This is a genomic window from Chryseolinea serpens (assembly GCF_900129725.1).
In the GTDB taxonomy this organism is placed as follows: domain Bacteria; phylum Bacteroidota; class Bacteroidia; order Cytophagales; family Cyclobacteriaceae; genus Chryseolinea; species Chryseolinea serpens.
In genome coordinates, this window is the sequence record NZ_FQWQ01000001.1 from 263,696 (window position 1) to 285,171 (window position 21,476).

Below are 21,476 nucleotides of genomic sequence, written 5' to 3' on the forward strand. Positions count from 1 at the left end.
ATTGGAGGGTGAATTATTGGTGGGTTGGCCTTGGGCAAGTTAGTGGTTTGGATAGAGGAAATACATTTAACCGCCTCGCCTCCGCTAAAGCTTCGGCGAGCAGGCAAAGTTGATGCAACGAAATGCAGATGCTTCGCCGGATTGTTGGTGTGCTTTGTTTCGAATGAACCGGGGTTGTCTTATTTTTAGTAGCTTCATAAAAAATAGCTTACAATGAACTTCAGAAAAAAGAATAGACTGTATGCGCTCACGCTGATGTTTTTTTTAGCAAGCGTGGTTGGTTTTGGTCAGACAAACAATGCGGGAAAGAAGCCGGCGCCATGGTTTTCGGATGAGCTTATCAGGCCGCGTATGCGTGTCATCATTGACAATGATTTTAGCGGTGACCCGGATGGGTTGTTTCAATTGGTGCATCACCTGTTGTCGCCCTCTGTGGAGATTAGGGCGATCATTGGGTCGCACTTAAAGGCGGGCGATCCTTTCGACCCGTCGAACGTGACGGCGGCCAATGCAAAAAAGAAAGTCGACGAGGTGTTGGCGCTGATGAACCTGGGCAAATCCTTCCCGGTTTTCCAGGGGTCGAACGCGGCTTTGGAAAGCGACAGTGTTCCCCAGCACTCGGACGCGGCCAATGCTATCATTCAAGAGGCGATGCGCAACGATACAAAGCTGCCGTTGTATGTCGTGTGTGGAGCCGGGCTCACCGACCTGGCCAGCGCGTTGCTTATAAAGCCTGAAATAGCCAGCCGGTTAACTTTGATCTGGATTGGCGGCCCCGAATATGTAGAGCTTGCGCCGCCACCCCCGGGATATACGAGCCTGGAATATAATTTGGGGATCGATATCAAGGCGGGCCAGGTGGTGTTTAATAAGTCGCGCATTCCCGTCTGGCAAATTCCAAGAAGCAGCTATCGGCAAGTGTTGATCCCGTATTCGTCCCTGGTGCTCAAAGTGAAAGGGCAGGGAAAAATCGGGGCCTATCTGACCGGGAACCTGGAGCGTATTATGAAACTTGCCATACAGTATAACTTCAACATCGGCGAAACCTATGTCATCGGCGACAGTCCTTTGGTATTGCTGACGGCTCTTCAGTCATCCTTCGAGGCCGATCCTTCTTCAAGCCGCTATGTGCTTCGACCGGCTCCGCTGATCAACAGCCAGGGGTTGTATGAAGTGAATACGACAGGGAGAAATATCCGGGTCTATACGGAATTGGATTGTTCTCTGCTGCTGGAGGATTTCTTTTCGAAGCTTTCCTTGTTTGGACAAAGCAAATGAGCGGGCGTTCGCCAAGCAACTATGCGATCTTAATCATCTGCTGTTCTGATCATCCATTAAGATTTAGCGGCGTGTCCGTGCGAATGACGATGACGACGTGTGCGTTTCGTGCCAGAACGTGTGAAGCCAGATCCGATTGTTCCTGTGGCACGTTTTAATTGGGCATGTAAACCCCAGGCTAAAGCCTGGGGTTATTCAAAGCAATGGATATTTTTTGGCAAGCTGAGGATCCTTTCAAAGGTGAACCGTCACCTTTAAAAACGTCGCAGGTATAGACGTGCTGCTTTCTTTGCCACTTTTATTTTGGCTGCTGAACAATGCCTCCAACTCACGTTGCAATTCAACAGCCTTGCCATTCTTTTCGGCCGCATCGAAAGCATTCATGGTCGGTCCATAGTAGATTTTGAACTTGCTCACAAATTGTGCGGGGGTGAAAGGCGCGATAAAGTTATACGTATCCTTCACGCACGATATCTTTTCTTTCGGCACGCCGGCGTTGCCAAAACGTTCGATGACGTTGCTCTCCACACCCCACAACATCGGACTTACAAATCCTTCGGGGGGTGGGGGAGTGTAGGCAGAACTGATTTTCAGGATTTGCGCCACGAGTGTTGGGTCTCCAGGGATCCAGTTGCCCATCACGATGCGGCCACCGGGACGTGTCACGCGAACCATTTCTTTGGCTACATCGAGGGGCTTGGGCGCGAACATGGCGCCGAAGATGCTCACGGTGAGATCGAACGTGTGATCGCTCAGGGCCTGCAGGTTGGTGGCGTCGCCTTCCTGGAAAGTGCAGTGGGTGAGCCCTTCGGCTTTTGCCCGCGCGTTCCCAGCCCTCACCAGGTTCTCTGCGATGTCGACACCCAGTACGTTGGCGCCTAGTCGCGCGGCGGGTAGGGCTGTGGTGCCGTCGCCGCAGCCGAGATCAAGAACCTTCATACCTTTGGTGATCCCCAGTTTAGAGACCAGCTCTGTACCACTTTCCCGCATGCTCTCAGCAATGCGGGTAAAGTCGCCTTTTTCCCATAGTTGTTTGTTTGGATTCATCTTTTTTTATTAGCTAAGTTTAAAGTGTTGTGATTTTAAAGAACGTTCACTGACTCCTTGTGAATTTTCCGCCCCTCACGCACGACGATGTCGATGATCTCTTCGATATCTTTTTCTGTGGTTCTGAAATTTACAATGCATCCCCGGAGACAATATTTTCCCTTGATCACGGCATTCGACAGGAATACATCTCCCTTGCGTTGCAGGCGGTTCAACAACGCTTCGTTGAGTGTATTTAAATAGGCTTCCTTTCCCTTGGCGTCGTCGGGCCGTTCGGCAGGAACGTATCGCAAGGTGGTGATGCTAAGGTTTTGGGTGATGGCTTCCAATTCGGGATGGCGTTGGGCGAGACGGAAGAATAGTTGTGAGAGCTCGATATTCTTGCCGATCATGTTGATATATCCCTCTCGTCCTACGTGTTGCAAGGCCGCCCACACTTTTAGCGCCCTGAATCCGCGGGAGTTTTGAAAGCCGTATTCATAATAGTTGTGTTGAGATTCCGAACTGTTGAAGTTGTAGTATACGGGGTGTGTGCTGTAGGTGTCGATCAGGGTCTGGGGATCTTTCACCAGCGTGCAGCCGGCTTCCAATGGACTGTAGAGCCACTTATGCGGGTCAAGCGCAATAGAATCGGCATCTTCAACACCTGCGAATACATTTTTGAGTTCGGGTATAACGGCGGCCGGGATCCCATAGGCGCCATCAATATGAAACCACAAGTTGTAGGTTTTGCAAAGCGCGCCAATGGATTTGAGGTCATCGACTACACCCGTGCTCACATCGCCCGCGTTGCCCACCACCATGATCGGGGTGTAGCCGTTTTTGAGGTCCCTCTTGATCGCCTGCTCCAGCAAGCCGATGTGCATCTTGCCGAAGTCGTCCTGTTCGATCCAGCGGATGCCGTTGGCCCCGATGCCGAAGAAGAAGGCAGCCTTTTCAATCCAGGCGTGTGTGGCCTTGGAACAGTAGACCACCAACCGCGCGTCGTTTGCTGCTATCCCGTCTTGTCTGATGCTCTTCGGCGCTTTGGCAGTTCTCGCGGCAAGAAAGGCGGTGAAGTTGGCCATGTTCCCACCGCTCACCAGGATGCCGCCATACGTTGGAGAAACGCCAATGAATTCGGCCAGCCACCCGATGGTTTGCTTCTCGATCTCCGTGGCCATCGGGCTTAAGATATTGGCACCCACATTTGGATTAACCGCCGCGCTCAAAAGATCGGCCAATGCGCCAAGGGGTGCGGCCGAAGAGGTGATGTATCCCAGGAACTTGGGGTGTCCATTAAAAAGCGAATGATTGAACAACAAGTCTACGGCCCGTTTCATGATGACGTCGGCCGTCATGCCGGTTTCCGGTAGCGACGTGGTCCCGAGAAATGCCTGGAGTTGGGTGGACGTTTCGCCGGTGGTGACGGGGCCATCGCCGATTCGGTCCATGAAGTCAGAGATGCTATCGACCAGGTAGTAGCCAACCTTTCGAAATTCTTCTTTGCTCATTCTGGCCGGGGAGGTTCTTTCGGGTAGCATGATCTTGTTTTGTGATACACCAAAACTAGCTACTTCCCCCGCGGCGGGCTTTACTTAAAGGCTCAAAGATATGCCTGAACGGTTCATTTGGTCGGATTTTATGGGTATTTTCGGGATGTGTTTGGCCCGGTCGTTCAAACTATTTGAACGATTTCCCGTAATTCATTTTGCAGACGTCATGGTAAATTTTTACGAAAGAGTTCTTCAGCATCCGAATTATTATCGCCAATTCAATTGCAGCGATACGCTCATCACCGTCTTTAACTGCCCCCTGGAAGCCCGCCTCATGAAGACGCGGTTTGCCGATCTGTGGAGCCAGTATAACTACCTGTTTTATGTGATCGAGGGAAGAAAGATCTGGCACACGGCCCACAAGTCGTACGACATCGGCAAGGAGACGTGTGTATTTGTGAGAAAGGGCGCCTGGATCTTTGAGAATTTTCTCGACAACGGATTTTGTGTTGTCTTATTTTTTATCCCGGATGAATTCATTTGCAACACCTTAAAAACAAGATCGACGCCCCTGCACAACGCGATCGGAAAATTTGAACCGGTGATGGTCCTGGATAAAAGCGATGCCTTGTCGGCATTTTTTCTGTCGATCTCATCCTATTTTAATGACGCGCATGAGCCCGATCGCTCCCTGCTGGAACTGAAGTTCAAGGAACTGATCCTGACCCTCGCAGACAATCCGCACAACGCCGAATTGCTATCCTACTTCTCTTCGTTGCTTCACGAACCGCAGCACGTGTCGCTGCAGCGCGTGATGGATGAAAACTATTGTTTCAATCTGAAGATGGAACAGTACGCCGAGTTGAGCAACCGAAGCTTGTCTACCTTCAAAAGAGACTTTGAGAAAATCTACAAAACTGCTCCCGGAAAATGGTTGCTGGAGCAACGGTTAAATCACGCCCTGCGGCTTTTGCGCGATCACCACAAGACCATCAGCGAGGCCACCTTCGAGAGCGGTTTTGAAAGCGTTTCCCACTTCAGCCGGTCGTTCAAAAAGCGTTTTGGCGTTACTCCCTCTGCATTCAGACAGGAAAAGTCTTTGAACGTGATCCAATAGACTTCTCGTCTTTGCTTGTCAGCAGGCGCATTCTACTTTCAGTCCTGTGGCCGCTTTGGTTCCCTCCGTTTCATAGCCATCGAACTTCCACCATTCGATCCCGCCCATCAATTCCTTTACTTTGAAGCCCAGCCTGGCCATGTTCAGCGCGCCTTTGGTGGATGCGTTGCAGCCAATGCCATCGCAGTAGGTCACGTACACCACCTCTCTGTCGAGGTGCTTTGTGGTTTGTTCGTTCATTTCACGGTGCGGAATGTTCAGCGCGCCGGGGATGTGCTCGGCTTCGTATCCAAAAGGTTTGCGGGCATCGAGGGCGATGATCTTTTCTCCGTTGTTCAGCGCAGCGAAAAGGTCGGAGGGATCCATTTCATAGGCCAGTTTGTCTTCGTAGTGTTTGATTTGTGCGTTCATAAATTTGAGGCAATTTTATTTCACAAGAGTATAAAAATGGTAGCTCCGGGAAAAACAAAAAGATTTCATGCATGTCATGGATAAAATTCATAGACGAAATGGAGAAGGAGTTACGGCGGGGTTGATACCTTTGTGTATGGAAATGTGTTTATTGAAAAGCTCTCTCAATGAAATATGACATTCGGTCCTGTGAACCAGGCGACTTACCAACCCTGGTCAGCTTATGCGAAAAGCATGCGGCCCACGAGCAGGCCTCCTATTCGCCGGAAGGAAAACTGGAGGCGCTCAGAAGGGCCATCTTCTCCCAATCACCTTCTTTATATTGTTACGTGGTAGCCTCCGCGGAAGGCGTCGTGGGCTACTGCACCTTTACCTTCGATTTTTCGACCTGGGATGCGCAACGATTTTTGTATCTTGATTGTTTGTATCTGAATCCTGAATACAGGAACTTGGGCATAGGAAAGAAAATATTTGATCTCCTTATGGATGTTGCTATTCAAAATCAATGCGCAAACCTGCAATGGCAGACGCCCGTTTTTAACGAGCGGGCTATTGAATTTTACAATCGGATGGGAGCGAAGGCAAAGGAGAAAATGCGATTTTCTCTTGAACCAAAGCCGGTAGAAATTGTATAGCGTATTGCTTTCCTGTGAACCATTTTTTGAGATTTGCCATCATGGAGATACGTCACTTAAAATTGATCAAAGCCATTGCTGAAGAGGGGAGTCTGACCAAGGCTATTGACAAACTTCACCTCACCCAGTCGGCCCTCAGCTACCAGCTGAAGGAAGCGGAGCAACACATCGGCACCAAGCTGTTTTCCCGCGTCAATAAAAAAATGGTCCTCACCAAGGCGGGCGAGAAGCTCTTCGAAACGGCAAAGGAAATTTTGGACAAACTTGCCCAGACGGAGCAGCAGATAAAGAAAAGCGTATTCGGGGAATTTGGAGAAATAAAAATAAGCACCGAATGTTTCTCCAGCTATCATTGGCTCCCGTCGGTCATGAAGCAATTCCAGCTATTATACCCCAATGTCGATTTAAAGATCGTCACCGAGGCTACCCATTATCCCCTCCAAAAATTGTTGTCCGGTGTGTTGGATGTGGCCATCACCAGCGACCCGGTGAAGAACGAAAAGCTCAAATACATCGAGTTGTTCCAGGACGAGATGGTGGTGATCGTGCCCAGCCACCACGCCTGGGTGGACAAAAAGTTTGTCCTTCCCAAGGACTTTGCAAGCGAACACCTGCTCATCCACTCCCTGCCGTTAGAGACGGTCACCGTGCATCAATTCTTCCTGGCGCCGGCCAAAGTCACGCCCAAAAAGATCACGCCCATTCCGCTCACAGAGGCATCCATTGAAATGGTAAAAGCAGACATGGGCATCATGGTCATGGCCAAGTGGGCGGCACAGCCCTACCTCCGCCACAGTCCATTGAAAGCCGTCAAGATTGGAAAAGCCGGGTTAAAGCGAAAGCACTATGTCGCGATCATGGCCAACAAAACTTACCCGGAATACTTTGCCCGTTTCATCGAATTCCTCCAACACGAGATCAACATGCAGTTCGACGTATGAGAGGCCCGGTATCTATTCAAGCTCGATCACCGTCTTAAACACCGGCACCGCCTCTCCCAAGATCTCTACCTTCACCGGAACGTTGTTTTGAACATCAACGAAGACCTCCATCATCCCCGGTCTCCCCATAGCCTCGCCCTGCTTGGCAATAAATGAAAATCTATCGCCCTGAAAATTCGTCAGCCGGTTCTTTATAATGTACGCGCCCAGAGGTCCATTAGCATTGCCGGTCACCGGATCTTCATCAATACCAATGGCCGGTGCGAACATTCTTCCATGCGTTAAAACTTCCGGGCTATCCGAATCAAAGGTGAACACAAAATAGCCGTTGCAGCCTATCGCGGCGCTGACCTTTTTTAATTCCGCCAGGTCGGGCGACAATTGATTTAGCTTTGCCCTTGACTGTATGCCAATCATAACTTTGGAATGTCCCGTAGAGGCGATCTCAATAGGGCAATCGCTGTTGAGCTCGTTTTCGTTAAGGCCCAACGCTTTTAACAGGTTGGACCGGTTGAACGCGCTAATGGGCTCAAAGGCAATATTCCCCTGCGTCATTTTGATCTTTACCGCGCCACCCGATTCTAAAATTTCTATGGGGAGAGTGCCAGCCTTCGTTTTTTGCCATACCGTTTGCCCGGGCTGAACCTGCCGTTCCAAAGCTCTCACGAAATGCGCGGCGATGGTGGCATGACCGCAAATTGGCACTTCGGTGGTCGGCGTGAAGAATCTCACCTCCACATCGTAGCCGCTGTTCTTTTCAGGCGAAGAAAAGATGAAAGCCGTCTCGGAATTTTTCAGTTCGCGGGCAATCAAAAGCATTTCCCGGTCTGTCAGCCCTTCTGCATTCACCACGACACCCGCTGGATTGCCTGTGAATTTTTTTGTTGTAAAGGAATTGATTTGGTAAACGGTGTGTGTTCTGCTCATCGTGCAATCAAATATTCCGGTAAATAAAGAAATTTGATTGTAAAATGGAAACCGGCGCAAGTGTTCCCGCTGGTGTCGGCCATCCTAGTTCACCCCAGCATCATGCAACACCTCCTTATTCAAACGGATATACTCCGCATTGTTCTCCTCCAAAGCTAGCTTCAACCCCTCATTCGCCGAAACGATGGCCGACTTTTTATCGCCCGTCTTCAATTGCAACCTCGCCAACCAATATTTCACATTGTATGCCTGTGGCTGATTCTTATTCGCCTCCTGCATCCACTGCAGCGCCTGGTCGAGATTCCGGTTATGATTATAACACCAAATGGCCGACATATAATAGGGTTTCTTCTCACCCTTCATCGCCTCTTGAATATTGGCCATGATCCGGTTGTCCACATCGGTTGTCAGATGAAGATTTATCCCCGTATTCTCCCAAAGGATCTGAAGCAGGCAATCTTCCTCGTGAACATCGGCAAACTGAATGGTCAACGTTTCCACCTTGGTGGCCAGGGTTGCCGGTTTCACTTTCACGCGAAGCACATCCTGTTTTTCGTCGTAGGAGTAAGCTCCCCACTGATCGATGGTTTTGTTGAAGATGACCGTCCACTCCTTGGCATCGGGGATACTGAAAAGTGAATACGCGCCGGGTTGCAGCATGTGGCCTTCCACCTGGATGGTGTCGGTGAGTTGAATGACCGTGGCGTTGTTGGCCCCCGTCCGCCAGACAATCCCGTAGGGCTCCATACCGTTAAAGATCTTTCGCCCCTTCGTGTTGGGCCGGTAGTATTTTACCGATATCGTTCCGAGCCCGAAATCCTGTTCGATGCGTTGTCCCGGGCTTGAAGCAGGAATTTTCATGCGGATCTCCTGTGCCCCGGCAGGATGAACCAGGAGGCTTATAAAAGCAAGGAGACAAAATATTGATGTTTTCATAGTTTGGTGGTTGAGGGTTGGAGGCAGACGTCGCCCGACAGTGTGTTGAACAACACGATAAATTTAATGGACGCACCGATCTTTTTGCGACCATCGTGTCGCGGATGAAGAGACACGATGGTCGCGAATGTTAGTAAACAAACTGTTCCAGTACGATCTGGCCGTCCTTCACTTTGTAGAGCATGAGCTCGTTGATGACAACCCTTCCATAGCCTTCCACCGTCATATCCATTTCCCGACCTACGGCAAAATGATCGCCACCCACAACCGGATGAGTGGTATGCATCCTGTGAACGGCCTGGACCTTCGCTACAAAATCTTCACCCTTTTTTCGGACGGGACCTTTGCCTTCTTCGTCCTTGAGATCCTTGAGATACGGTGAGTTTGGAGGCTCAATGCTTCTGACGTTCTCGGCAAAAAACTCGTCCTGGATCTCGAACCAGCGTTCTTGTTGGGCGAGTGCGTCAAAACGGTCTGCCACGTCCTGCGTGGTCAGCACTTTTTTTGTTTCTGTTACCATAATACTGCGTGTTATTTTTTGTTCTGTGATTTGTTGTTCAACAAGGTTTCTAATTTTTTCAATTTCGATACCCAGAATTTATCAAAGTAGTCGATCCATTCCTGCAAGTGGTGGAAGCCGTCTTGCTTCAGCGTGCAATGCCGCTCGCGGCCAATGTCCTGGATGGAAATGAACCCCGCGGCGTGCAATATTTTAACATGCTTCGAGACCGCAGGACGACTCATGTCAAAATGTTCTCCCAGGCTGTTGATGGTGAGGCTGTCTTTCGAGAGCAGCCTCAGCATCTTCCGCCTGCTCGGGTCGGCGATGGCCTGGAAGGCATCAAATGATGGTTGTACCATATTTGGCGTTTAGGCGTTCCGCGATCTTGTTCACGTTTTTCAACCAGCCATCGGTCATGCCGTTGTAAAGGCTCAGATTTTCGATCTCCAAAAAACCGCTGTGTTCCAGCAAAAGGTCCGTGCCCTTTTCTTTGGATTGCAATTCCCAGACTACGACGGTGTCCAGCGTGATCTTGCCGCCGCCGGGCCCGGCCTTCCAAGAATAGGAGAGCTTTTTGAAGGGAATGATCTCCAGCACGGTGCAATACATGATGCCGTCGATATCGAGACTGGGGATCGGATTTGTCCTGAACTGAAATTCATGCCCGACGATGGGCTGAAAGTCGTTTTTCATCAGCCATTGCGCCATCAGTTCGGCGTTGGTCAGATATTCCCAAACCATCTCGGGAGGGTGGGGAAAGAAGAATTGGTGATGTATGCTCTTGGTCATAATACGTAACTTTTAAGTTACTCAAACGTACAGGTAACTTTTAAGTTACCCAAATATTTGAGAAAAAAAGACAGTTTTTTTACTGTCTTGTGAATGAACTTTTTGGTTCGCCCGTAGCCGGAAAGGCTATTGTTTTGTCGCCACGGTGACTTCTCCCGGGGTGGGGTGGCCTTTGCCGGTATTGATCAGACTCAATAAGCTTTCCTGTATGTAGGATCCCCACGCACTGGAGCAAGCGTCGAAGCATTCAACCTCTGGGGCCAAACCCAGGTGAGTGAAGCGGACCTTGGTTTTTTTGTCCTGCTCAAAGATCTCGAAGCTGATCTTGGTGCCGGTCCATTCCGATTTGTCTTCAATAAAATTGAGGTTGCTGTCCGTGACGAGCCATACCACTTTTTTGTTGGGAATGACTTCCACCAGCGCTTGCGTGGAGGCATGGACGTCGTCAAACCGGACCGTAAATTCGTCACCCAACTTTTGTGAACGGCCCACCAGGTTTTCCGTCCACCACTGGGTGACGTTGTTAATCGCTTGGAAGGCTTCCTGTGCGGTAGCGTCTACCGTTAGGGTTGTTGTATAGTCTTTTGTTTTCATTTTTCACGTTGTTTAAGAGATTACTCGGAAGAAAGCCTGCCCCGGAGCTCGAACCGTTCTCCGGGGCAAGCGGATCAAGAAATTCTGTTGCCGTCTAGGCTGACCGGTATTTTTCTTCGTATTTCGTCCTGGAGGGCTTGCTCTTGCCGTTGGGCATGCCTTTGCCGGTGGTGATCAGGGCGGGCAGACTTTTCGTGATATAGTGTGTCCAGCCTTCGGAGCACGCGTCAAAGCACTCGTATTCCGGGGTCAGGCCCAGGTGCGTAAAACGGATCTCTGTTTTATTATCTTTCCGGGAGATCTCAAAACAGACATTGGTATTCTTCCATTCGGTCTGGTCTTTCGTGAAATTGAAGTAGTTGTCCATCACCAGCCAAACGACTTTTTCGTTCGGGACCATCTCCACGATCTTTACCCGGCAACTGTGGATGTCTTCGTAGCGATAGTCAAATTCATCGTGAAGTTTGCTCGTGCCGCCGGCAACCTCTTCCGACCACCATCCGCGAACGTTGGTGATGGCATCGAAAACTTCTTTTGGAGTCTGGTCTACCCGGACGGTAGCGGTGAAATCTGTTGTTGTCGTCATTTTTTTACTTTTTTGTTTTTGAAAACCTGTACACTAACCATTAGCTCAGCATGGCTTGCATGCCAAAAGCCGTTAAGAAATTGTCGTATTGCTCTTTCACATGTTTGTTGGCGAGCTCGGCGAAGTTTCCGGTGGCGGGATCTACCACCGTGCGGAGTGGCCTTTTGCCCTGAGGAGTTTGAATGAGTCTCACAATGGCATCGGCCACCAATTGAGGGTTGGGCTTCATGGCTTCAAACATTTGTCCTACACCTGCGCCGAGTTGCTCCGGAACCTTTGCCAGGTCGCCATAGCCGGCGATGACGGTGGTGTCGGAGCCGGTCAGGATCTTTCCGAAAATGTCTGTAGGAAATGCACCGGGTTGGATCATCACCACATCCACGCCCAAGGGTCTTACTTCATAGTGCAAGCCTTCGGTCAGACCTTCCACAGCAAACTTGGCGCTGTTGTAGACGGTCATGAAAGGCGAAGAGAAGCGACCCGATACACTGGAAATATTGATGATCAATCCTTCTCCCTGTTGGCGCATGTGCGGCAAAGCGGCCCGCATGATCCTCCAGGGACCTCGCACATCCACATCCATCACTTTGTCGAGATCGTCTTCGGTAAACGTCTCGGCAATTCCCGTGGCGTAGATCCCTGCGTTGTTCACTACCACATCGATTCTCCCTTCTTTCGCTATGATGGTCGCCACGGCGTCGGTGACGGACTTTCCCTGGGTGACGTCCACATCCAATACTTCAATGTTTGCCTGCTGCACCAAAGCCTTTGCCTTATCGGCGTTGCGTCCTTTTGTATCGCGCATGGTGGCGTATACCTTGTGCCCTAGGGCGGCGCAACTGCCCGCCGCAAGCCAACCAAACCCACTGTTCGTTCCTGTTATTAATATGATCTTTTGTTTCATGTTTATTATTTAGTTATCCATGGTTGATCCAAGCAACGTGTACACATTGTTTTTCTTCGCCGATGATTTTTTCATATGAACTCGACAAAACTACCGTCTGAATTTGGTAACATTGGAGTGTGAAATAGACATTGTGTCGGGTTGATTTGGACAAAAGAATCACCCATATTTGGTTAACCCTTTTAGCGATGAAACAAGTAACGATAGTCGTCCCCAAAGGAGATGTGAACTTGAGCAGCATCACAGGCTCCTATGAAATCCTGACCCGCGCCAACGAGTTTTGGCGGGCGATGGGCAATAAATCGATGATTGAAGTCCGCATTGCAGGCTTTGTGAAGGAGCTGAAAATGGATGTGGGTTTCTTTTCAGTCAACCCGGTGAACATCCGGGAATTAAAAAAGAACGACCTGGTGATCATCCCTTCGCTTTCGTATGACGAACACGTGATGGAAGATAACAAAGAGCTCGTGACCTGGATCAAGGAACAATATAAAAGCGGCTCCGAAGTGGCCAGCATCTGCACGGGCGTATTTTTACTGGCGGCCACCGGCTTGCTGGAAGGAAAGACCTGCTCCACGCATTGGCACGTAGAGGCCCCGTTCCGGCGTCTCTTTCCAAACGTCAACCTGCACATCGAAAAAGTGATCACCGCCGAGAAGGGGATCTACACCAACGGTGGGGGATATTCGTTTTTGAACCTGATGCTTTTCCTGGTGGAAGAATACTTCGACCGGCAGACAGCGATCTATTGCTCAAAAATTTTTCAGATCGACATCGAAAGAAACTCACAGTCGCCCTTTCATATTTTCCAAACGCAGAAAACCCACGGCGACGAATTGGTATGTAAGGCACAAACCTATATTGAAGAAAACCTGAGCGACAAAATCTCTTTTGAAGACCTGGCTTCGCGACTCGCCATCAGCCGCCGAAATTTCGACCGCCGCTTTATCAAAGCCACCGGTAACACACCCGTGGAATATTTACAACGCGTCAAGGTGGAAGTGGCAAAGAGCACATTGGAAAAGGGAAGAAAAAGTATTTTCGAAGTGATGAACGACGTTGGCTATTCCGACGACAAAGCCTTCCGCGAAATCTTTAAAAGGATCACCGGCATGTCACCTTTGGATTACCGGGCGAAGTTCAATAAGGAGCCTGTATTGGCTTAGCGCGGATTATCTGAAATGAAAAAAGCTGTCATCAGAAAAAAGATGACAGCCTTTTTTAGTTTAATATCAATGACTTACTACTACTGACTACTGGATACTGACTATTTCATCAAGATTTGATAAATGCCAACAGGTCCTCATTTATTTTTGCCGCCTCCGTCGTCGGCATCCCATGAGGAAACCCAGGGTAGGTGATAAGCTTACCATTTTTTAAAAGCTTTGCAGCCTTTACCGCGGTGAGCTGAAACGGAACGATTTGGTCATCTTCTCCATGCAGCACCAGCACAGGCACTTGCACACTTTTGAGGTCTTCTGTGAAATCAGTTTCTGAAAACGCTTTGATGCAATCGTAGTGTGCCTTTATGCCACCCATCATTCCCTGGCGCCACCAGTTGTCGCGGATGCCTTGCGATACTTTTGCGCCTTCGCGATTGTAGCCATAGAACGGGATGGTGAAGTCCTGAAAATATTGTGGCCGTTGTGTCGCGGTGCCTTTGCGTATGTCGTCGAAGATGGAAAGCGGAATGCCGTCGGGATTGTTTTTCGATTGTACCATGATGGGGGTGACCGCACTGATGAGCACCGCTTTTGCCACGCGGCCCTGTCCATGTTTTGCGACGTAGCGAATCACTTCGCCGCCGCCGGTGGAGTGACCGATGTGTACGGCATTTTTCAGATCAAGTGCTTTGGTGAGTTCAGCAACATCGGCTGCGTAGGTGTCCATGTTGTGTCCTTCCGCGGTTTGTGATGATCTTCCGTGTCCCCGGCGGTCGTGGGCGATAACTCTGAATCCCAGGTTCAGGAAGAACATCATTTGTGCGTCCCAGTCGTCGCCAGATAAAGGCCAACCGTGGTGAAAGAAAAGTGGCTGGCCTGTTCCCCAATCTTTGTAGTAAATTTCTGTGCCGTCTTTTACTGTGATCTTGCTCATAATTAATAGGGTTTTATTGGTTTGTTAAAAAGGTCATTCCGCTAATCGCGTCTTTAAGTTAACACGAATGTTTGATGCCATGAACATGCACGTCACGTTTTAAAGAATCGATAATGTTCGTTTTGATTTATTTTTTTGTCGTCGACCGGATTATTTTAATGATGTATTGTTCCAACGTTTGCGGGGATATGATTTCGGTACAAACTATCTGCGTCATTATGGTCTCATCGTTTCCAGGCGCGTTCGGTTTATGCATCGAGTCCTCAATAAACATTGATGATCCGGCTGGAAACGCCACCTTGGCCATAAGCCATTTCTCCAAATGAAGATATATCCCCATTTCGGCGTTCCCTTCCTGAAATTTGCGTATCTTACACTTCCTGCGAAAGCTTCTGAATTTATTTTACCATTCTCTGTGAAAATCCCGGTCGGATATGCGGTTAATTAAAAGAGGTTGCTAGCCAGCATGGCAACTCTTATTCACCGACGGAATGAACTATCAAAGCGCTGCAAAATCAATGGTCATGGCAATAGCATTATTCTTGTCTTTCGGGACGACAGGATTTAGTGTGCTGTCGCCGGCCGAGCGAATTGTTGGCGTGTGGGAATCCGAAGAGAAAAATCTTTTAATACAGATCTCCAAAGAAGGAGGTCACTATGTAGGAAAGATGACCTATTACCAATGCGCCACCGAAACGATCATGCGGTCCCGCGTCGACATAGAGAATCCTGATCCCAAACTCGTGGGGCGAAAGCTACTGGGGTTAAAGCTGGTTGAACAGCTCTCGTATCAGGGGAATAATGTGTGGGGAGGCGGCAAGATCTACGACCCCAATTCGGGTCATACCTACGATGCCAGAGTTCAGCTGACCAACTTAAACACGGTGGTGGTCCGGGGCTATTGGAAATTCAGGTGGCTCGGCAGGAGTATGGTATTCAACAGAAGGTTAGAGAGTCGTTCGAATTAGCGAAGCAGTCTCACCTGACCTTTACAGGGCAGAGGATCATCTACTTCACTTGACGTTGGATTTTACACATCCCAATCCTTTCCAAAATTCTGGTGGATATTTTAATTGACCCGCTTTTTTTTCTTCATCACCAAAGAAGGAATGTTCAAAGTTTATATTTAACTCATAAACGGAATCAAGTCTCGTATATTCAACAGAATAGAATATGGATGAATCCATTGCCGTTAGAAACATTAATTCAGACAAAGCATTTGGATAGTTTCCATTTCTAAGCTTATGCAATTCTATATGTGCAATTGCATTTTTGAATTCGCGATCGTTGAGCATGTTCTCGGCAATCAACAGTTGTTCATCGATTTTTTCCTGTAGTTCGTCGTTCATGGTTTCTTTTGCGCTGTCAGGCGTGCACGATGACAGTAATGCCGTGAGAATCAAGGGCAACATTAAATTCTTCATTTGTTCGACTGTTAATTTTTTAAATCACGCGTGTCAATGTTGAGATCATCGCACGAATAGACTTTCTGAATATTCAAACATCGGGTTGATACCAAACTACCGCGACCGCTTCTGGCAGCAGGCAGTTTCGCCAGGGCAAAAGTCAATATTTTTCTCAAGATTCACCAGCGGTGTCTGGAGGGGAGGAGTTCCGGGATTTGGGAAACTACGTTGGGAACGGTATATTCTTGTTTTGGATGGCTTAGTTTGCCCCATGTATTTTAAGTGCGGCGATCTATAATTTTGTAATTTTCCAAAGAGAAAGACGCCTTAAAAATAAAGAAAAAAAACAAACGGGCTGTGGCGGGGTTCATTGAATCGGCGGGACAAGTTTTGAAAACTCCAGGTGCTTTCAAGATGATGTTCAATCCAGGCAGACTTCGAAAAGCTGTCGCATGGAAAAGAAAATGTTTGGCAAGTATTAAACGGGCAGAACATGAAACGAAAATCATTTGTGGCTTCCTTGACTTTGCTTCCCATCGTCAAACTCTTCGGAACACCGGGGGGCCTGATTTCGGGAGAATGCAGAACGCAACGCGATGCAGAGGGTCCTTACTACAAGGCGGGTGCTCCTCTGAAAACCACGATAGAAACCGAGGGCGATGCGTTGACGATCAGCGGAAGAGTCTTTCAGTCATCAAACTGCGCCACGCCAGTCGCAAACGCGACGATCGATATTTGGCACTGCGATGCACACGGGAACTACGACAACAACGGATTCAAATGCCGCGGCGTGGTGAAGTCGGATAGCCAGGGCCGATACTCCTTTAAAACCATTTTTCCTCCGTCGTATGGCTCGAGACCCCGGCACATCCATTTTAAAGTCAGGGCCGCTGGATTTAAGGAGCTGACCTCGCAGATCTATTTCAAAGGCGACCCCAACCTGCAAAATGATTTTGCGAAAAATGCAGAGCCTTCGCGCGTGCTGTCCATAAAGGAAACGCAAGGCGGACAACACGGTCAATTCGATATATACATCTAAATACAACCCTAACTAAATTTTACACACTATGAAAACTCCAAAAAAAATGACGCTGTTTCTTACATTCTCGTGCATGCTCTTTGCGGCAGCAGTCTTTGCCCAGGGCGATAAAGCAAACCGCCCCAGTCCACCCGCAAAAGCCACTGGAAAGGTCGGTGCGGCAAATATTACCATCGATTACAGTAGCCCGTCCGTGAAGGGAAGAAAAATCTGGGGCGAATTGGTGCCCTATGGTAAAGCATGGAGAGCAGGAGCCAATGAAGCAACCATCTTTGAAACCAGTAGCGCCATAAAAGTTGAAGGCAAGGACCTACCCGCCGGCAAGTACAGTTTATTTGCTATTCCCGGTGAAAAGGAATGGACCATCATTTTCAATTCCGAGACCGGCCAGTGGGGTGTTAAGAAAGGGGGAGACGCTAACCTCGACCGGGCAAAGGATGTGCTCACGGTGACCGTAAAGCCAAAGAAATCGGCGGCTGCTAATGAGAAGCTTGCCTATGTTGTGGACAAGAGTGGATTTTCGTTGAAATGGGAGAATGTGGAAGTTCCGGTTGCTGTGAAATAAAATAGGTTCGAAGGCACAGGTAAAAATACCTTCGATTTTGAAAAGGGGTCACCGCAGGTTGTGCCTGTGGTGACCCTTTTGTTGTTATGTCATTGCTTGATGATGCTTACGATTGTCGACTTGTGGTTGGTGACGATCCCGCATTCATAATGCCCGGGGGCCAGATCGCGAACGTCGATAAGTTCGCCCGGTGCCATGGTTCCTTGCTTCACGGGCTTTCCGTTCACGTCATAGAAAATATATTCGGCCGCAGCAGCGTGGTCCCATTCCAGTTTTAGAAAATCACTTACGGGATTGGGGTATACCAGGAAGCGCACCACTTCCGCTACTTCCGTTGCCGTGATCACCACGCTCACCATGTCGCTGAACGCGCTATAGTGGTCGTTGTTGTCGTAAGCCTTCACCCAATAGAAGCCTTCGCCCGTCAAGGCATCGGTGTCAATAAGCGTGGTGGTGGCGGTGGTTCCCAACAACGTTGCGTTCGATGGATCGTTTGTGGTGCCGCGGTAGACCGCATAGCCCTTTATGTCGGCCTCGCTGTTGGCTTGCCATTGAAGCGTGTTGCTTTTGCTGTGGGAACTGATCGTCACCTGCGTTGGCTTTGCGGGCGGGTTGTCGAGGGGCATTCCGGATACCGTTGTTGAAAAGGAACTTTTGTTGCCCTGGGCATCCACGGCGCGGATCTCGTAGTAGTAGGTTTGCAGATATTCCACGCTATGATCTTCAACCGTTGTTGTGTTCACGGTTTTGTATAACGCGGCGTCGCTGAGGGAAGCCGTGGTGCTCCTGAAAACTTCATAAGAAGAGATGTCCGACTCGCTATTGGCTTGCCACGTCAGGGTAATGTATTTATCGGCGGTGGTAAGATCGAGCCCCGTAGGTATGCCCGGGGTCGAATCGACGGGCGAACCGCTGTAGACCTGACTTAAGGGACTTTGATGGCCGGTTTTGTCGACAGCCTGTAGCCAAAAGTAATACGCCTTTCCATAGTCCACTTGGTCGTCGGCGCAGTAGGGTGGTGGTTGGCGATGAATACAATACCGCTGTGCCCGCGTTCGGCATTGTGTTTTTATAAATACGGTATCCGGCCAAGTCGGTCTCGCTATTGGCATTCCACGTTAAGGTGATATACTTATCGGCGGTTGCCAGATTGATGCCCGAAGGCACGGCGGGCGGCCCGTCGGCTGCCTTTCCGGAAACCCCCAGACTCTTGGCGCTCGCCGATTGGCTGTCGTTGGCCACGATCCAGTAATAGTAAACCTTATCATAATCCACGGTAAGGTCGGTATACGAGGTCGATGTTGTGGTGGCCAGTATACCGGACGACGAAGGGTCGTTTATAAAACCGCGATATACCGTATAGTTTTTCAGATCGCTTTCCCCGTTGGTCGCCCAGCTCACTTTCAGGAACTTGTCGCCGGTTTGCAGGGTCACATTTTGTGGTGCGGCGGGTGGCAGATCAATGGCCGCAGCTTTGGCGGAGAGTGAAAACATGCTGGTCGATCCCGACACGGTAGCCGTCACCCAATAGTAGGCGACGACACCGACGGGTGTGCCCGTGTCCACATAGGTGGTGGCCGTGGTTTGAGCGATCTCGGTGGCCAGGCTCGCTGTGTACGGATCGGTTGTCGACCGGTAGACATGATACGTAGCACCGGGCGTGACAGCGGGTTCCCATGACACCGTAATTTTTTTATCACCACCGGTGGCGGTCACTTTTTGGGGCGTGGCGGGTGGAAACTTGTCTTCGTACTGGTAGATCCAAATACCGTCGAAGGAGCGGCATGCATAGACCATATTGGAGTTGGCAGGCAACATAAAGGTTTCGAGTTCCGATGTGCCTCCGCTTGACCAGGATGCGCCCCCCACTTTTTCCTGTATGCCCATGTAGGCGATCCCGCCATCGGCCCGAAGTTCGTAGAACTCCGATTCGTAGCGGGAGTTCAGGATCAGGTATGATCCCGAGGGCGTGACGCTGCTGTTTTGGATATCGATGACGGCATTTACGCTGCATACCCTGGCGCCAATCGCTCCGGTGGTCGGATCCCATGCATAGGAATGCAAGTCCTTGTTATTTTTGTTGACGATGTAGAGCATCTTTGTTTTATCGTTCAACGAAAATGAAAGGTTGCCATTATAGCCGTAGTGGGTAGGCAGGTTGGTGACCCTCAGAAACTGTAGCAACCCCGTGGTGGCATCGCGCTGAAAGGTTACCAGGAAAATATATCCGTCGATTTCATTTACAGCCGTCAGAAACCGGCTATCGGGCGATTGAACGATTGCTACGGGCAACCAATCCGTCACGCCTGCGCCGATATTGGCGGTTAAGGAATTGATCAACGTAAGATCGCCGGTGGCTCCGCAGCTATAGGTCCGCAGCGAATTGTCGTCGGCGGTAACATACAGGAACTTGCCATCGGCACTTAGCGACATGCGACGCGGCGCTTGGGCCAACTGTATTTGCGACTGGTATTGCATGGCTCCCGAGGCATCGAGGGTGAACACCAGCAAGGACATGCCGGCGTTGGCGTACAGGTATTTATTGTCGGGGCTTACCGCCATCTCATTGACCCAAGTGATGTTGGTGCCTCCGAAGCTGTCGAACGTCACGCGGTTGATCTCCTCCATCACGCCTCCCGAAGACAGGCCCGACCGGAACGATGTGAAGTATCGCTCGTTGCTATTCAGCGGGATCGACGATGACCCGGCCGTATAGACATACTGACCGTCCTTGCTCATGGCCGTCGATGACATCGCTGTGAGTCCTCGGTGGAGGGACTGGCCGAGCCGGAATAAACCAACGGAGTCAAGCTTGCTGTTGACGTTTTCGGTAAAATATTTTACCGTCAGGTCGCCTTCGGCGGAGCCGAATTCATAAATGAACTTGCCGTCGTTGCTCAGGGAGAGGCCAAAGGGGCCGTTGAAATATCGATTGGAGTTCTTTCTATCGAGCAACGTCAGTGAGCCGTCGGCGCCGATGGCATAGGAGGTGACGTTGCCGTTCCCTTTGGCGCTCGCATACAAGCGCGTGCCCGCAGGATTTATGTCAAGGGCCATCACAGATGAAGGGCCGGTCGGGTTGTTCTTGTTTTCCGGTGTGGGATAGGAAAACGTGCCCAGGTAGGTGAGGAATCCGTTTGCCGCGTTTCGCTGAAACCTGTGAATGCCGGAGGGTGATGAGCCTAGAAAAATATATTTTTCATCCGGCGTCACCGCCATGCCACCGCTACCCAGCAGCGCTGGACTGACAGGCTGCTGCTGTACGAGGGTGAGGCCACCCGTGTTTTGATCCCGTTGGTATACGTGCATGTACCTGCTTGCCTGGTACAAGTAGTTCCCATCGTTGCTAATGTACAGGCCACCACCCTGTGTATAAACGTGCGCCGTTTGTGTGACTGTACCATCGACGGTGTTGCGTTTGTAAATATCGACATAGGCGCCTTGCTGTAGATAAAGAAATTTGTCGTCGGGACTGATTGACATGTTGGGGGCGCCGCCGTACATTTTGGTCGTCGCCGAAAAATTGCCCGCATAGGTGAGCTTACCCGTGACGGCGTCGCGGGTGAAGATGAACATGTAGGTGGAGGTCTCGCCCGACGCGTAAACAAACCGGCCGTCTTGGCTGAAAACAAAATTTCCAATGCCGGTGGGCTCCTTAAACCCGTACATCTCCAGGTAGTGAATCTCGTTCACCACCATGGCACCCGTTGTGGCATTGTAGTCGAACACACCCAGGCCCGCGTCGCTTGACGTGTAGGCAAACTTGTTGTCGGGTGATATCCATAGGGCATTGACATACTCAAACCCTTCCTGCATGCCACGGTTTACATATTTGAATTTGAGGAATTGAGCTGTTGCGGGCAGGAAGGCTATACCCAATAACGCGAAAACCAGAAGGGCCTTGATTTTTGACTGACCGGAGTGTGCCGCGAAAAACGAACAACGGCGACTCATGGCCGGAATGACGCCGAGGGCTACACGCAGCCAATGCGCCAGGAAATGAAACGTCATATTCAAACAATGGATTAAAACCAGGAGACAAGAACGCAAAAATATCCATCAAATTCAGCTAACCAAGCCACTCCTGTAAGGTGTTTGTAAGAAAATGAGAACTTTAGCAATAAAATCGGCGGCGACACAAGCCGGGAAGTACGCAAAAAACCAACCGCAGGACTGTTTTGCTGGCTCCATTCTTTTTGCCGGTTGGAATAAAGCGATAGTTTCTGT

The 21,476-nt window shown here is 49.8% G+C and carries 23 protein-coding genes; 8 read left to right on the forward strand and 15 right to left on the reverse strand.

Features of this window, described 5'->3' with window-relative positions:
- Positions 1-213 precede the first annotated feature (213 nt).
- Positions 214-1,278, forward strand: coding sequence for a nucleoside hydrolase (locus BUB30_RS00955; RefSeq protein WP_073130018.1), 1,065 nt, complete (start codon positions 214-216; stop codon positions 1,276-1,278).
- Positions 1,279-1,512: 234 nt separating this feature from the next.
- Here the strand turns inward: BUB30_RS00955 and BUB30_RS00960 are convergent, their stop codons facing one another.
- Positions 1,513-2,325 (reverse strand): class I SAM-dependent methyltransferase, encoded by an 813-nt coding sequence (locus BUB30_RS00960; protein ID WP_073130020.1) that lies wholly within the window; start codon positions 2,323-2,325, stop codon positions 1,513-1,515.
- 35 nt (positions 2,326-2,360) lie between these two features.
- Complete coding sequence (locus tag BUB30_RS00965; RefSeq protein WP_073130023.1) at positions 2,361-3,848, reverse strand: pyridoxal phosphate-dependent decarboxylase family protein; 1,488 nt, start codon at positions 3,846-3,848, stop codon at positions 2,361-2,363.
- A gap of 178 nt (positions 3,849-4,026) precedes the next feature.
- Between BUB30_RS00965 and BUB30_RS00970 the strand changes: the two genes are divergently transcribed.
- The gene (locus BUB30_RS00970; RefSeq protein ID WP_178376987.1) at positions 4,027-4,917 is read left to right on the forward strand and encodes a helix-turn-helix transcriptional regulator; all 891 of its coding nucleotides are present in this window, start codon (positions 4,027-4,029) and stop codon (positions 4,915-4,917) included.
- Positions 4,918-4,935: 18 nt separating this feature from the next.
- Here the strand turns inward: BUB30_RS00970 and BUB30_RS00975 are convergent, their stop codons facing one another.
- On the reverse strand, positions 4,936-5,328 hold the full coding sequence (locus BUB30_RS00975) for a rhodanese-like domain-containing protein (protein ID WP_073130030.1): 393 nt from the start codon (positions 5,326-5,328) through the stop codon (positions 4,936-4,938).
- 167 nt (positions 5,329-5,495) lie between these two features.
- Here BUB30_RS00975 and BUB30_RS00980 point away from each other — a divergent pair, with 167 nt between their 5' ends.
- A complete protein-coding gene (locus BUB30_RS00980) occupies positions 5,496-5,963 on the forward strand; it encodes a GNAT family N-acetyltransferase (RefSeq protein ID WP_073130033.1) in 468 nt (155 codons plus the stop codon).
- Between the two features lie 41 nt (positions 5,964-6,004).
- Positions 6,005-6,904: a LysR family transcriptional regulator gene (locus BUB30_RS00985; protein ID WP_073130037.1), complete on the forward strand. Its 900-nt coding sequence runs from the start codon at positions 6,005-6,007 to the stop codon at positions 6,902-6,904.
- A gap of 12 nt (positions 6,905-6,916) precedes the next feature.
- On the opposite strand, the gene BUB30_RS00990 is transcribed toward BUB30_RS00985, so the two are convergent.
- From BUB30_RS00990 to BUB30_RS01025, 8 genes are all read right to left on the reverse strand, one after another.
- Complete coding sequence (locus BUB30_RS00990) at positions 6,917-7,831, reverse strand: PhzF family isomerase (RefSeq protein ID WP_073130040.1); 915 nt, start codon at positions 7,829-7,831, stop codon at positions 6,917-6,919.
- Between the two features lie 84 nt (positions 7,832-7,915).
- Entirely contained in the window at positions 7,916-8,767 is an 852-nt protein-coding gene (locus tag BUB30_RS00995; protein WP_073130043.1) for a DUF2911 domain-containing protein, read from the reverse strand.
- A 130-nt stretch (positions 8,768-8,897) separates the two neighbouring features.
- Entirely contained in the window at positions 8,898-9,287 is a 390-nt protein-coding gene (locus tag BUB30_RS01000; RefSeq protein ID WP_073130046.1) for a SnoaL-like domain-containing protein, read from the reverse strand.
- Positions 9,288-9,298: 11 nt separating this feature from the next.
- Positions 9,299-9,628, reverse strand: a complete 330-nt coding sequence (locus tag BUB30_RS01005; RefSeq protein WP_073130050.1) for an ArsR/SmtB family transcription factor — start codon at positions 9,626-9,628, stop codon at positions 9,299-9,301.
- Positions 9,609-10,058 carry an SRPBCC family protein gene (locus tag BUB30_RS01010; protein WP_073130053.1) on the reverse strand — a complete coding sequence of 150 codons (450 nt, stop codon included), beginning with the start codon at positions 10,056-10,058 and terminating at the stop codon, positions 9,609-9,611. The genes BUB30_RS01005 and BUB30_RS01010 overlap by 20 nt, the downstream gene beginning before the upstream one ends.
- A 126-nt stretch (positions 10,059-10,184) precedes the next feature.
- The gene (locus BUB30_RS01015) at positions 10,185-10,652 is read right to left on the reverse strand and encodes an SRPBCC family protein (protein ID WP_073130057.1); all 468 of its coding nucleotides are present in this window, start codon (positions 10,650-10,652) and stop codon (positions 10,185-10,187) included.
- Positions 10,653-10,746: 94 nt separating this feature from the next.
- A complete protein-coding gene (locus BUB30_RS01020) occupies positions 10,747-11,238 on the reverse strand; it encodes an SRPBCC family protein (protein WP_073130060.1) in 492 nt (163 codons plus the stop codon).
- A 40-nt stretch (positions 11,239-11,278) separates the two neighbouring features.
- The gene (locus BUB30_RS01025; RefSeq protein WP_073130065.1) at positions 11,279-12,142 is read right to left on the reverse strand and encodes an SDR family oxidoreductase; all 864 of its coding nucleotides are present in this window, start codon (positions 12,140-12,142) and stop codon (positions 11,279-11,281) included.
- Between the two features lie 188 nt (positions 12,143-12,330).
- Here BUB30_RS01025 and BUB30_RS01030 point away from each other — a divergent pair, with 188 nt between their 5' ends.
- Complete coding sequence (locus BUB30_RS01030; RefSeq protein ID WP_073130068.1) at positions 12,331-13,308, forward strand: GlxA family transcriptional regulator; 978 nt, start codon at positions 12,331-12,333, stop codon at positions 13,306-13,308.
- Between the two features lie 109 nt (positions 13,309-13,417).
- Here BUB30_RS01030 and BUB30_RS01035 read toward each other — a convergent pair whose 3' ends face one another.
- Positions 13,418-14,239 (reverse strand): alpha/beta fold hydrolase, encoded by an 822-nt coding sequence (locus BUB30_RS01035; protein WP_073130071.1) that lies wholly within the window; start codon positions 14,237-14,239, stop codon positions 13,418-13,420.
- A gap of 524 nt (positions 14,240-14,763) precedes the next feature.
- Between BUB30_RS01035 and BUB30_RS01045 the strand changes: the two genes are divergently transcribed.
- Complete coding sequence (locus BUB30_RS01045) at positions 14,764-15,207, forward strand: DUF2147 domain-containing protein (protein ID WP_073134610.1); 444 nt, start codon at positions 14,764-14,766, stop codon at positions 15,205-15,207.
- 45 nt (positions 15,208-15,252) lie between these two features.
- Here BUB30_RS01045 and BUB30_RS01050 read toward each other — a convergent pair whose 3' ends face one another.
- Positions 15,253-15,663 carry a hypothetical protein gene (locus BUB30_RS01050; protein WP_143164721.1) on the reverse strand — a complete coding sequence of 137 codons (411 nt, stop codon included), beginning with the start codon at positions 15,661-15,663 and terminating at the stop codon, positions 15,253-15,255.
- A 475-nt stretch (positions 15,664-16,138) separates the two neighbouring features.
- Between BUB30_RS01050 and BUB30_RS01055 the strand changes: the two genes are divergently transcribed.
- Together BUB30_RS01055 and BUB30_RS01060 are read left to right on the forward strand one after the other, a co-directional pair.
- Positions 16,139-16,684 carry a dioxygenase family protein gene (locus BUB30_RS01055; protein ID WP_073130077.1) on the forward strand — a complete coding sequence of 182 codons (546 nt, stop codon included), beginning with the start codon at positions 16,139-16,141 and terminating at the stop codon, positions 16,682-16,684.
- Positions 16,685-16,712: 28 nt separating this feature from the next.
- Positions 16,713-17,249 (forward strand): DUF2911 domain-containing protein, encoded by a 537-nt coding sequence (locus tag BUB30_RS01060; protein ID WP_073130080.1) that lies wholly within the window; start codon positions 16,713-16,715, stop codon positions 17,247-17,249.
- 89 nt (positions 17,250-17,338) lie between these two features.
- On the opposite strand, the gene BUB30_RS35865 is transcribed toward BUB30_RS01060, so the two are convergent.
- On the reverse strand, positions 17,339-17,875 hold the full coding sequence (locus BUB30_RS35865; RefSeq protein WP_317044197.1) for a T9SS type A sorting domain-containing protein: 537 nt from the start codon (positions 17,873-17,875) through the stop codon (positions 17,339-17,341).
- A gap of 223 nt (positions 17,876-18,098) precedes the next feature.
- On the reverse strand, positions 18,099-21,260 hold the full coding sequence (locus tag BUB30_RS01070) for a beta-propeller fold lactonase family protein (protein ID WP_073130087.1): 3,162 nt from the start codon (positions 21,258-21,260) through the stop codon (positions 18,099-18,101).
- Positions 21,261-21,476 lie beyond the last annotated feature (216 nt).